15 protein-coding genes are annotated in these 11041 nt (G+C 61.1%); 5 read left to right on the top strand and 10 right to left on the bottom strand.

Annotation, left to right across the window (positions count from 1 at the left end; all coding sequences use genetic code 11):
- Window positions 1–398 (top strand): peptidase U34 (locus VEK15_25370; GenBank protein ID HXV64055.1); only part of this gene is annotated, 398 nt, incomplete at its 5' end.
- A 272-nt stretch (window positions 399–670) separates the two neighbouring features.
- Complete coding sequence (locus tag VEK15_25365) at window positions 671–1018, top strand: cupin domain-containing protein (protein HXV64054.1); 348 nt, start codon at window positions 671–673, stop codon at window positions 1016–1018.
- A 22-nt stretch (window positions 1019–1040) separates the two neighbouring features.
- On the opposite strand, the gene VEK15_25360 is transcribed toward VEK15_25365, so the two are convergent.
- On the bottom strand, window positions 1041–2279 hold the full coding sequence (locus VEK15_25360; GenBank protein HXV64053.1) for an APC family permease: 1239 nt from the start codon (window positions 2277–2279) through the stop codon (window positions 1041–1043).
- 182 nt (window positions 2280–2461) lie between these two features.
- Here VEK15_25360 and VEK15_25355 point away from each other — a divergent pair, with 182 nt between their 5' ends.
- A complete protein-coding gene (locus tag VEK15_25355; protein ID HXV64052.1) occupies window positions 2462–2662 on the top strand; it encodes a CBS domain-containing protein in 201 nt (66 codons plus the stop codon).
- A 90-nt stretch (window positions 2663–2752) separates the two neighbouring features.
- Here VEK15_25355 and VEK15_25350 read toward each other — a convergent pair whose 3' ends face one another.
- The 5 genes from VEK15_25350 to VEK15_25330 form a co-directional block, all read right to left on the bottom strand.
- Window positions 2753–3169, bottom strand: coding sequence for an FKBP-type peptidyl-prolyl cis-trans isomerase (locus tag VEK15_25350; GenBank protein HXV64051.1), 417 nt, complete (start codon window positions 3167–3169; stop codon window positions 2753–2755).
- 380 nt (window positions 3170–3549) lie between these two features.
- Window positions 3550–3732, bottom strand: a complete 183-nt coding sequence (locus VEK15_25345; GenBank protein ID HXV64050.1) for an ArsR family transcriptional regulator — start codon at window positions 3730–3732, stop codon at window positions 3550–3552.
- A 4-nt stretch (window positions 3733–3736) separates the two neighbouring features.
- Window positions 3737–4228: a YbaK/EbsC family protein gene (locus VEK15_25340; GenBank protein ID HXV64049.1), complete on the bottom strand. Its 492-nt coding sequence runs from the start codon at window positions 4226–4228 to the stop codon at window positions 3737–3739.
- Window positions 4229–4441: 213 nt separating this feature from the next.
- Complete coding sequence (locus VEK15_25335) at window positions 4442–4645, bottom strand: dodecin family protein (GenBank protein ID HXV64048.1); 204 nt, start codon at window positions 4643–4645, stop codon at window positions 4442–4444.
- Between the two features lie 175 nt (window positions 4646–4820).
- A complete protein-coding gene (locus tag VEK15_25330) occupies window positions 4821–5318 on the bottom strand; it encodes a DUF456 family protein (protein ID HXV64047.1) in 498 nt (165 codons plus the stop codon).
- A gap of 171 nt (window positions 5319–5489) precedes the next feature.
- Here VEK15_25330 and VEK15_25325 point away from each other — a divergent pair, with 171 nt between their 5' ends.
- On the top strand, window positions 5490–8507 hold the full coding sequence (locus VEK15_25325; GenBank protein HXV64046.1) for a basic secretory protein-like protein: 3018 nt from the start codon (window positions 5490–5492) through the stop codon (window positions 8505–8507).
- A 97-nt stretch (window positions 8508–8604) separates the two neighbouring features.
- Here VEK15_25325 and VEK15_25320 read toward each other — a convergent pair whose 3' ends face one another.
- The gene (locus VEK15_25320) at window positions 8605–9006 is read right to left on the bottom strand and encodes an STAS/SEC14 domain-containing protein (protein HXV64045.1); all 402 of its coding nucleotides are present in this window, start codon (window positions 9004–9006) and stop codon (window positions 8605–8607) included.
- A gap of 186 nt (window positions 9007–9192) precedes the next feature.
- Between VEK15_25320 and VEK15_25315 the strand changes: the two genes are divergently transcribed.
- On the top strand, window positions 9193–9384 hold the full coding sequence (locus VEK15_25315) for a hypothetical protein (GenBank protein ID HXV64044.1): 192 nt from the start codon (window positions 9193–9195) through the stop codon (window positions 9382–9384).
- A 357-nt stretch (window positions 9385–9741) separates the two neighbouring features.
- Here VEK15_25315 and VEK15_25310 read toward each other — a convergent pair whose 3' ends face one another.
- The 3 genes from VEK15_25310 to VEK15_25300 all read right to left on the bottom strand — a co-directional run.
- Window positions 9742–10218 carry an SPW repeat protein gene (locus VEK15_25310; GenBank protein HXV64043.1) on the bottom strand — a complete coding sequence of 159 codons (477 nt, stop codon included), beginning with the start codon at window positions 10216–10218 and terminating at the stop codon, window positions 9742–9744.
- Window positions 10208–10834 carry a vitamin K epoxide reductase family protein gene (locus VEK15_25305; protein ID HXV64042.1) on the bottom strand — a complete coding sequence of 209 codons (627 nt, stop codon included), beginning with the start codon at window positions 10832–10834 and terminating at the stop codon, window positions 10208–10210. The genes VEK15_25310 and VEK15_25305 overlap by 11 nt, the downstream gene beginning before the upstream one ends.
- The coding region (locus tag VEK15_25300; protein HXV64041.1) for an NAD(P)-dependent oxidoreductase at window positions 10831–11041 on the bottom strand (211 nt) is incomplete at its 5' end. The genes VEK15_25300 and VEK15_25305, both read right to left, overlap by 4 nt.

Below are 11041 nucleotides of genomic sequence, written 5' to 3'. Positions count from 1 at the left end.
CGAGCTTCCTGACCCGCGACTGGCAAATCCGCGAGGCGACGCTCTTCGCCGGCAGGCTCTTCAAGAGACTGATGTACTACACCTGCGATCGCCCCGAGAAGTTCCTCCCCGAAGTGACCGAGGCGCTCACCGCGTTCGAGGACGGCATGATCGCGGAGAGCGGGACGGTGGAAGCAACCGCTGAAGCGCTCTTCGCGGCGAAGCACGACGCGCTCGCGCTCGACTTCCTCACTCGCTACAGCCACGAGCGGGCAATGGATGCGCTCCGGTTGGGAGAGGCCCTTCTCGAGAGCATCGAGGTGCGCACCCGACTATTGTTTGGGCTTCGCGAGCCTACTGGCGACGAAATGAGTCTCCTCGACTACACGATGATCACCTGCCAGATGCGAGAGCGGTGAGTTGTTGGTAATGCTTCGTGCGCGTCACGCACGCCACGACCGCGTATCTCGCTTCGATGAGAGCTCCTGCGCTCGGGGAGGCCTCGGGATGCGGCCAGCGACCGAACTCATGGGGCTTGCCCTGGCCCACGCCGGCCGCTTGAAGAAATTCAGAGCCTGACGCCTCTGGCTGGAACCCAAGCCGAGGCCCCGTTCCTTAGGGGATATACCGTAGCAGCTTTACGGGATTCGCCGCGTGGTTTTGTCGATCCGACGGCAACTAGGATGGCTCCATGCATGATACGACGATCAAAAAGATCGACTCGAGCCATTCGCCGGCCGGAAAGATGGGTCAAAAATATCTCTGCTCGGGAAAGCGTCTTTCGATGCGGCTGTGGCAGGAAGCACCCGGGTCGGACAAACCGGAGACTCGCCGTGACTACGAGACGGTTGGCTACGTCGTCAAAGGCACCGCCGAGCTCCGTCTCGAACAACAAACGGTCCGGCTGAGTCCCGGTGACTCGTGGCTGGTACCCGAAGGCGCGGCCCATTCCTACCGCATCTTCGAGCCTTTCGAAGCGGTCGAGGCCACCTCGCCGCCGTCCCACGTGCACGGACGGGACGAGCCCGGAGCGCGGTAGCCGCGACCCGAGTCGACGGGATTCAAATCTGAGACAGGAGAAATAGGAGACTGACCGCGGCGCCAACGATCGGAATCCCGATCGGGTACGTGGTGACGTCCGGGCGTCTCGATCCCCCTCGCCACTTCAGCACCAGGAGCGAGACGTTGACCAGCGTGAAGATGACGAGGATCACGCTGCTCGTCCAGCGGGCCAGAGTCACCAGAGGGAATCCAAGCGCCAGGACGAGAACGACCGCCGTTACCAGCAGCGTCGCCGCCACCGGAGTGCGGGTCCGCTCCCAGACCCGGGCAAAGACGGCAGGTCCAGTTTCCTTTTTGCCCATTCCGTAGAGGACGCGGGATGCCATGATGACCTGCACCAGGGCTCCATTGAGACCGGCGAGCATGCCAACGAGCGTAATACCGACACCGGGGACGGCATCGACGCCTCCGAGGACGGTAGCGAGCGGTGATCGGCTGGCGGCAAGCGCTTCAGGCGTCCGTGCGAGTACGGCGAGAGTGGTAACCGTCCCGTAAATCACGGTCGTCATACCGAGGGCGAGCAGAATGCCGCGGGGAAGCGCGCGTCGGGCGTCTTTCACCTCTTCCGCGAGGTTCACCATGTCCTCGAACCCGATGAAAGAGTAGAAGGCCAGGAAAGCGCCCACGGCGATGCCATTCCATGCTTGGAGGGTCATCGGGGGAACGATCTCGTCGATGCGCGCGGGAAGCTCGAAGATATGAGCTCGGACGGCAAAACTCACGTAGGCCAAAGCACCAACCTCGATGAAGGTGATGACTGCCGCCAGGATTGCCGATTCCGCGATGCCCCAGCCGGCAACGCCGCCGAGCACGAGGACGATGACCACGATGCCCGCCCAGGTCGGGACGGCGACGAGCTCCTGCAGAAATCCAACGAACGCATTCGCCAGAGTTGCCGCCGAGACGACGCCGGTGGTGACGACGAGCAGCCCAACGCCCGTCGAAAGCCGGGCCCGGCCGAACGCCTCGAGAACGTAGTGTGCTTCTCCTCCGGCTTGGGGAAAGCGTGCCGCCAACTCTCCAAAGGAAAGCGCACTGAAGAGCGCCACGGTCGCCGCCATCAGAAAAGCGATCGGCGTGTGCATCCCCGCATGACGAGCAACCTCTCCCGTCAGGGCATAGAAGCCTCCTCCCACCATGGTCCCGAGACCGTAGATCGTAAGCATGGTGAGCGAGAGACTTCGCTTGAGCGAGCCCGATTCCTTCATCGGAGCGAGAAACCCATCTTTCGATGCCATCCTGCCAGAGGCTTCCTCCCGAGTCGCCACCGGAATGCTTGCCAGGATGGGTATGCACCGAGTTCAGAATCGACTCTTGGAACCGCTAGGGTTCTCGTGACGCCGAAATCCCGGCTCCGAGGAATGGAGGGACCCTGACATGGTTTCTTAGACTTCCGCCCAAGACCACCGTGCAAGAAATCATGACGCCCAGCGTCGTCTCTTGCCGGGAGGACGACTCGGTCGATAGTGCCATCACCAAGATGAAGGAGCATCAGCTCAGGCGCATCGTGGTACAGGATGGCAAAGACCGCGTTGCCGGCATCATCTCTCTCGGTGACCCGGCGCTCGCGAGCGCGGACAGAAGACTCTCGGGAGAGGTTCTTCGGGCCATCTCGAGATAGGCGGGACAGAGGCTCGAAGTCGAGGGACTGACTCGCGACTCGCGAAGAACCCCGGGGTCGGCACGACTATTGAGTCAGCCGAGCGAAGCGTCATTCAACCTTTACGATCTCGACGTCATATTCCAGAGTCTTTCCTGCGAGCGGGTGATTCATGTCCAAGAGGACCTGCTCATCATCGACGCCCATGATCGTGGCGTGAAACTCCTTCGTGCCGATCTTCCCTTGAACCATTTCACCCACACGCACCGAAGGTAAGTCGTGGAACGCGGATCGGGGAAAGCTTCGGATTCCCTCCGGATCGGGCTGACCGTATGCCTCGTCGGGCTCGACCGCCACGCGCTTGCGTTGTCCTTCCTCGAGACCTTCGAGCTCGTTCTCCAGCCCAGGAAGAATCTGTTGCTGCCCGTGAACGTACTCGACGGGTCCCGCGCCTCTAGAGCTTTCGATCTCTCGTCCGTCGACTTTCAGCACGTAATGCATGGTGACTTGCGATCCGTTTCGAATCATCGTCTTCCTCCTCTTCCTCTTTTCTTGTGATGGCAAGCACCCTGGAAACAACCCTACCGCTCCGAGCGTGGAAGGCCATGGGGGAAACACCCGATTTCCGCCGCATTGCGACGTCCAGGGCGGGATCACCTGGCGGCTGGATAATTGAGGACCTGGACCGTTGTCGTCTGCGGTTTTTTCTCGCCCAACCTGATCATCAGGATGCACTTGGTCTCGCTCTCCGCCTGTCGCTCGGCCAAGGTACAGAGGCCAACGACTCTGGTGCCTCAATCACCGTCCGTCCAGGCCTCGTAGCCTCCCTCGAGCACGGCAACGTTCTCGTATCCCTCTTTACGGTACTTGGCCGCCTGACCGGCGGCGGATTCATCGTTCGGTCACGTTCAGTAAAAGACGATGCGCTCGTCCTTGGGGATATCGGGGAGGCGCGCCTGGAACTCTTTCAGGGACAGCGCTCCGTCGATCTGAATCCTCTTACATTTCGCCTCGTCCTCGTACGCGCAAACGAGAAGAGGGACGGTGTGCTCACGAACCTCTTCGGGACTGAGCTTCTCTACAGATGCCATGTTCTCACTCCTTTCGCTCGGAGCTCTCGTCCACCTCGGTAAGCCGTGCAACCCGCGGGCGAACCAGGCGCCGGAAATCCTCGAGACCGACTTCCACCGAATCGGTATGGGTTCCAGCATCGAAGGCGATGGTAGGCTGCTTCACGAACGAGGCGTCGAGCCACACCGGTATGTCGAACAACTCTCCCAAAGGCGGCATGGCGCCAACCTCGCAGCTCGGAAACGAACCCTTGAACTCGGGCTCGCTGGCCAGCCGAACGCTGGAGGCACCCGTCATCTGCGCCAATTTCTCGACGTCGACGCGTTGGTTGGCAGGAACCGCCGCCATGATCAGCCCGCCGTCGACGACGACCACGACCGTCTTCGCGTAAGCCCTGCCCGTCATATCGAGAGCTTCTGCCGTCTTGGCCGACGTGAACACCTGCGGGTGAGAAAGATGACGATAGATGACGTCGTTGGCGTCGAGATGTCTCTTGATGTTGCGGGGAATCGTCATGATGACCTCCTCGGAACAAACGCTCCATTCAGTTTTGCCGCATGACCGGCGTGATGGAACCGGGTGGATGCCGTATGACGGCCGAGCTATGAGAGATGGCGTGCGTCTTGGATTTTGCTCGAGAGCCTCTGATTCCGAGAACCGAGGTAAGGCTCACCTGCGCGAGGCAGATAAAGCCCTCGAAGCGCGCACCGCTGCGAGGGCCGTCAGTCGTCATTCGTTGAGCACGAACGTGACCTTCATGTTCACCCGATATTCGGTGATCGTGCCTCCCTCGATGACGCATTTCTGGTCGCCGATCCACGCGCCCTGCAGGTTCTCGAGCGTCTTGGATGCGCGCTCGATTCCCTTTTTCACGGCGTCCTCGAAGCTCTTGGACGATGACGAGGTGATCTCGGTAACCCGGGCAACGGACATTGAATGCTCCTTTCTCGAAACCCCAACGTAGTGCTCCTCAACATCCCCGTACATACCCTGTTCGGTCCAGGTAGTCCCGAGGACGCCGAGCCTGAGCTCCAGGCGTCGCCCTAGGGTTCGTCGAGGAAGCACCCGAGTTTGGAGAGGCGCCTCTGCCATCGAGCTGGGACGTCGGTCAGACCGACGCGGCGCGCGAAACCCAGATCCACCAGAAGAACAAACCCACCATGATGAGCCCGATTGTGAATTTCGCCGCCGTGCCGAGCACCATGCCGAGAACGCTTCCCATCCCGCTCTTCATGCTCGCGTTCACGTCGCGACTCCGCCAGAGCTCGAAGAGCACCGCCCCCGCCACCGGTCCCAACAACAGTCCCGGCAGACCGAAAAAGATGCCGACGATGGCTCCCACGATCGCTCCCAGCATGGCCCAACGGCTGCCGCCCAGCCGCTCGACGCCCACCGCGCCCGCTACATAGTCGAGAAGGTAGGCGAGCCCGGTGAGCGCTCCGAGAACGATGAGCCCTAAAGGCCCCAAAGTCTCGAAGTCCGTGGCGATGGCGTAGATGAGCGCCCCGATCCATATGAGGATCGTCCCCGGCAAGAATGGAAGGACCGAACCGGCGATTCCCAGAACGAAGAGAACACCGACCAAGATATGGATTACCGTCATCATCCCGTCGCCTTAGATCCGGTAGGAAGTGTACCTCTCTTCTGAAGTGTTTCGCCGCGCGTCCCTGGTCTCGATGCCTCAGGGAATTTCCTGCGAATACCGGATCGTCCGGCCCCGGCTCTCGATGTGTACTGGAGTTCGATAGGAAAGAAGACATCGGAAGGAAAGAAACCCATGACACGACTCGCGACGTCGACCGTGTTGCTCACGGCGATAGCGCTCGCCGTACCGGCCTCGGGGCAGTATTTCGGCCGAAACAAAGCGCAGTACGAGGACTTCGACTTCGAGATCCTTCGCACCGAACATTTCGACATCTACTTCTATCCCGAGGAAGAAGAGGCTGCGCGGATCGCGGGGCAGATGGCGGAGCGCTGGTACGAACGTTTGTCCATCGTCTTGGATCACGAGCTCAGGGGCTCTCAACCTCTCATCATTTATGCCGCGCACCCGCATTTTCAGCAGACCAACGTCATTTCCGGCCTACCCGGGGTCGGTACCGGCGGTGTTACCGAGTCGCTGAAGCGGCGCATCGTGATGCCCTTTGCGGGACCCCTCCGTGAGACCGATCACGTCCTCGGTCACGAGCTCGTACACGCCTTTCAATATGACATCACGGCACAGAGCCGGTCGGCTTCCTCCTCGGCGCTCCGGTTCCCTCTCTGGTTCATGGAAGGGATGGCAGAGTACCTGTCACTCGGACCTGTCGACGTGCAGACTGCGGTTTGGCTCCGAGATGCGGCCATGAGAGAAGATCTACCAACGGTCGGGGATCTGAACGACCCGAGCTATTTTCCTTATCGTTACGGTCACGCGTTTTTTGCCTACCTGGGCGGTCGCTACGGAGATCGCGCCGTTGGGGCCATGCTGGAAGAAGCTCGGGAACGCGGGGTTCGACGAGCCCTCGAGACGATCACCGGGCAGGATGAGAAGAGTCTCAGCGATGGTTGGCACGCCTCGATCCGCGACACTTACGAACCGCTGCTGACGGATCCGCGAACCGCCGCGGAGTACGGGCGCGCGCTCCTCACCGACGAGCGGCACGGCGGCAGTCTGAACGTCGCGCCTTCCCTCTCGCCCGACGGCAGCCAGCTCGTCTTCCTGTCGGAGCGTGACCTCTTCGCCATCGAGATGTTTCTCGCCGACGCGGAGAGTGGAAAAGTCCAGAGGAAGATCGTCGAGACGGCGACCGATCCACACTTCGAGAGCCTCCAGTTCATCTCTTCATCCGGAAGCTGGAGTCCGGACGGCAAGAGCTTCGTCTTCGCCGGCGTGAGCAAGGGCCAACCGGTCCTGAGCTTTCTGGACGTCGACCGGGCCGACGTGACGAACGAGATTTCGTTTCCACGCCTGGGCGAGATCTTCAACCCATCGTGGAGTCCCGACGGAAGTCGAATCCTCTTCACGGCAATTCGCGGCGGACTTCTCGACCTGTATCTTCTCGACGTCGAGACCGACAGGCTCTCGCGGCTGACCGAGGACCCCTACGCCGAGCTCCAACCGAGCTGGTCGCCCGACGGCAGCTCCGTGGTTTTCGTGACCGATCGGTTTTCATCCAACCTGAACGCGCTCCACTTCGGGAACTACGAGCTCGCGACCATGGAAATGGACTCGCAAACCATCGAGCGGCTCGAGATCTTCCCCCATGCCGATCAATGGGACCCCCACTGGGTGGAGGAAGGCCTCTACTTCGTCTCGGACGTCGACGGAAGACCGAACCTCTACCGGATGAATCTGCTTGGGGGAAGTGTCCACGGGGTGACCGCGCTCACGACCGGAATCTCCGGGATCACGAAGCTCAGCCCCGCCATCACCGTGGCATCCCGAGCATCTCGCCTGCTGTTCACGGTGCGAGAGGAACAGGAGTACCGCATTTACGCGATCGAGAATCCGCGAGATGTGGAAGCAGAGGCACCGATGTCGACGGCGGTCCAGTTCCCGACGTGGGCGGCGTTGCCTCCCTCGCCGAGAGATTCGTCCCAAGTCGCCACGCTGCTCGGACAACCTGAACGATATCTCCCCGAGACCGCAAATTTCCCCACCGATGACTATAGAGCGAATCTGAATCTCGACTACGTAGGTCAGCCCTACCTCGTCGCGGGCTCGGATATCTTCGGGTCGTTCATCGGCGGGGGAATCTCTTTCCTGTGGAGCGACATGCTGGCCAATCACAACCTGGGAACCCAGTTCCAGTTGACCGGCGACTTCGATAACGTCGCCGGCATCGCCGGTTACGAGAATCGTTCGAGCCGATGGAACTGGGGAGGTTCGATGTCCTGGATCCCTTTTCTCAGCAATCGATTCGTTTCCGGCGTCGCGGAAGTCCAGGGCCAGGTGAGTCAGGTGGAGCAGGTAATCCAGCTCCGGCAGACGGAAAGACGCGCCCGCGGCACCGTATCGTATCCGTTCAGTCGTGCAAACCGTATCGAGCTCTCCGGCGGATTCGTGAATTACGGTTTTTCTGCGGAGGCGAGAACCACCGCTTTTTCCCTCGAGACTGGCGAGTTACTGGTGGACGAGACTTCCGAGATCGACGCACCCTCCAGTGTGTACCTGGGAGAGGCGGCCGCGGCGCTCGTCCACGACACGTCATTGCTCGGACCGACGAGCCCGCTCCTCGGGAGCCGCTATCGCTTCGAGGCGGGCGCCGACGTCGGTACGCTTCGATTCTGGAACGCTCTCGCCGACTATCGGCATTATTTCATGCCCAAGGAACCCTTCACTTTTGCAGTACGAGGCATGCATTTCGGCCGTTATGGACGCGACGCCGACAATTTCCGGCTCACGAATCTTTACCTCGGGTTTCCCAATCTCGTGCGCGGCTACCAGTCGGGCTCGTTCACCGCGGAAGAGTGTGCCGCGGGAGGGTGCGACGTCTTCAACCAGCTCCTCGGAAGTAAGTTGATGGTGACGAACTTCGAGCTCCGCTTTCCTCTCATCGGCGCTTTCACCGGCGAGCCCTGGGGCGGCCCGATCCCGATCGAGCTGGCATTCTTCGGTGACGCGGGTGTGGCCTGGACGAGCGAAACCGAGCCAGAGTTCTTTGGTGGTGACCGCGAGCCGGTTACCAGCGCGGGCATCGCGCTCCGGGTAGCGCTCCAGAGGTTCCTCGTCTTGGAGCTCGACTTCGTCCGCCCTTTCGACCGGCCGGAAAAAGGCTGGCTGTTCGAGTTCAACTTCAAACCGGGCTTCTGAACGTGGGGACGGGGCCCAGCGATGTCAGAATAGAGCCGGTGTCGACTGCCTACATCGGTCTGGCCCGCTGGAGCTACGACGCAACAGAGCGTGAGGGTCAGATGCCGTCGCCAGATCCGCCCTCTTTGACCCAGGACTCCGCCGACTCTCTCTCCTGGACATCGAAATAACGCAGCTCAGCCGCCGTGAAAGGTTTCGCCAGCACCGCGATTCCTTTTTCCCAGCGCCTTTCGCCGACGACGGCGATACGCTCGATGTCGCGGAAGTGCCTGAGCGCGAGCTTGATGTCTTCCCACGCCGCGCCTGCGGTCCAGCCTTCGAAGGCGACGAGCTCGACGAGAAGCTTCAGCTTCCCATGTTGTTCCAGGAGCACGTTCAGGCGCGGTCCGAGGACGTCGAAATCCGATTTTTCCAGCCTGCCGATCACCTGAAGGGCGACGAACAAATCCTTCGGCTCTTTCGCATCGGCGTTCGGCACGCTCGTGAACTCGATCGTCATGTCATGGCTCTCTCTCTATGTGGTCGCTACCCAACGCATGCCCTCGACCGAGTCTAATCGGCGAGCTCAGGTGAGTCGGTCGGGCGTTTACCGGATGAAATCGGGTGAATGCCGATAACATCCCGGATCCACCCTATTCTCGGACAGCCCCCGGGCGAGATAGTGTCCGACTCATGGGAGGAAGTCGTGGCAGATAAACCGACACTGGGTGGCGAAAGCATCAAGCTTCGCTGCGCGAATTGCGGCCACGAGCTCACGATCATCGACCGGGACATGGTGGACTACGGCCCCGTTCGATGTGGGGCTTGCGGCGAGGAAGTGCAGACTTCGCAGCTCCATCGTGTGTTCGACGCCCTCGCGGGCAGAACGGAAGGCTGAAGCCACGCGCGTTGAAGTGGCCAAAGACGTGTTTTCATGGAAGCTTCGAGGTGTCCCCATGAGCGCGAAACCGCTCTCTTCGAGTCTGGCTGCGGCGCCACCGGGTCCGAAGCCACCGATCAAGGAACCCCCTTATCCCGGCAAAAAGAAGAAGCCTCCGATCAAACCGCCCAAGAAACCGGACGACGTGCCCCCGATCAAAGATCCACCTCGGCCCAAGAAGCCTCCGATCGAGGATCCGCCGAAGCCGCCCGACGGTCCGCCGAAGAAGAAGCGGCCGCCGATCGGTGATCCTCAGCCCGACGAGGAGTGGCGAGCCTGGATGGGATCACCGCTGAAGAAGAACGCGTCTTCGAATCAAACGGGACCGGGACTCGACGGGTGCTCTCGCTTCGTCTCTCGCTGATGATCCGACTCCTTCGATAAAGCGTCCACTCCGGCATCATGCGCGCGCTCGGAGCCGTTACCAAGCGAGCCTTGCGCCTCTCCCTTCTCGAATGCGATCCATTTTTCCGGCGGCCCGAGCGCGCGGTTGGGCACGATGCCGACCATCATGATGGTGAATCCCACCATGATGTGATTCTGATGCGGCGGTGCAATGGGATGCGGACCCGACAGCAAAGCCGACACGATGAGCCAGGCTCCCAACACCGGTACCGCCAAGTAAGAACGACTCGAGGGGCGCCAATAGTTGAGTGCGCACAGTATGACGAGGAGCATCCCGCTCAGCACATCGGTGAGCCAAAGGCTCGTCGCCGAAGCAGAGTGATCGAACACGAATGGGCTTGCCAGAAGCCAGAGCCCGAAACCGAGCTCCGTCACCCTAGCCCACACGATGACCAGCTCTCCTGGAGAGGGCGACGGCGGCGGCCTCCTCGGACGGCTGCCCGCAGAAAGCGCTCCAGAGAACCCGAGCGCTTCTCGTCCGCTTCCACACCCGCCAGAGAAAGAGAAGACAGGACCAGACCTCGTCATAGGCGAGGACGACGAGGATGAGCGAGATGACGGCCGTCACCAGGCAGAGAAAACACCAGTTGCCGACCACGGTGCCCTGGAGCACCACGAGAATGGCGCTCACGATTCCCAGGGGGATGACGTCGATGCCGAATATCACCACCATCCACGGACGGTACTGCCATCGGCGGGTCGAGCCCGCCAATCCGAAGATCGCATCTCCCAGATAGGCGAGCGCGCCGAAAGCGGCGTCGGGCACGCGGAACCAGGCGTACATCTGGTGTGAAACGTTCGAAGTCAGAACTTTCTTGGTTTGTTCACCGAAGACGGGATCCCATACGGACTTCACCAGCCCCCATTGAAACATCCCCATATAGAAGGCGATGCCGAACCCGACCATCGCGAGGACGCAGATGGGAATGCGCTGATCCCATGCGGAGGGGTTATAGTCCCACGGGGCAGGAGCGGCGTCTAGATCGATGGGGGGCGTGCTCATGTCGGCCGGCGCGAGGCCGCGGCCTCCTCTCGGAGCGCGTCCGTCCAGGTCAGATTATTCTCCTCGTACCATCTCTTCGGATCCCCCATGAGTCGGGTGACCATTTCCGGCAATGTTCCCCGAAGCGTATGCCGAGGCGTCCAACCAAGCTTCCCCTTCGCGCTGTCGATGGAGATGGGATAGTGCGCATCCGCGAGATCGACCATC

The organism is Vicinamibacteria bacterium, from assembly GCA_035620555.1.
GTDB lineage: Bacteria > Acidobacteriota > Vicinamibacteria > Marinacidobacterales > SMYC01 > DASPGQ01.
This window is presented reverse-complemented; position numbering and strand designations above follow the sequence as displayed.

What these genes read in the sequence shown, in the direction of transcription:
- VEK15_25345 (HXV64050.1), bottom strand. Translation starts at nt 3,732, where the DNA reads ATGGCATCTGTAGAGAAGCTCAGTCCCGAAGAGGTTCGTGAGCACACC.
- VEK15_25340 (HXV64049.1), bottom strand. Translation starts at nt 4,228, where the DNA reads ATGACGATTCCCCGCAACATCAAGAGACATCTCGACGCCAACGACGTC.
- VEK15_25325 (HXV64046.1), top strand. Translation starts at nt 5,490, where the DNA reads ATGACACGACTCGCGACGTCGACCGTGTTGCTCACGGCGATAGCGCTC.
- VEK15_25360 (HXV64053.1), bottom strand. Translation starts at nt 2,279, where the DNA reads ATGGCATCGAAAGATGGGTTTCTCGCTCCGATGAAGGAATCGGGCTCG.
- VEK15_25305 (HXV64042.1), bottom strand. Translation starts at nt 10,834, where the DNA reads ATGAGCACGCCCCCCATCGATCTAGACGCCGCTCCTGCCCCGTGGGAC.
- VEK15_25330 (HXV64047.1), bottom strand. Translation starts at nt 5,318, where the DNA reads ATGATGACGGTAATCCATATCTTGGTCGGTGTTCTCTTCGTTCTGGGA.
- VEK15_25320 (HXV64045.1), bottom strand. Translation starts at nt 9,006, where the DNA reads ATGACGATCGAGTTCACGAGCGTGCCGAACGCCGATGCGAAAGAGCCG.
- VEK15_25365 (HXV64054.1), top strand. Translation starts at nt 671, where the DNA reads ATGCATGATACGACGATCAAAAAGATCGACTCGAGCCATTCGCCGGCC.
- VEK15_25335 (HXV64048.1), bottom strand. Translation starts at nt 4,645, where the DNA reads ATGTCCGTTGCCCGGGTTACCGAGATCACCTCGTCATCGTCCAAGAGC.
- VEK15_25355 (HXV64052.1), top strand. Translation starts at nt 2,462, where the DNA reads ATGACGCCCAGCGTCGTCTCTTGCCGGGAGGACGACTCGGTCGATAGT.
- VEK15_25350 (HXV64051.1), bottom strand. Translation starts at nt 3,169, where the DNA reads ATGATTCGAAACGGATCGCAAGTCACCATGCATTACGTGCTGAAAGTC.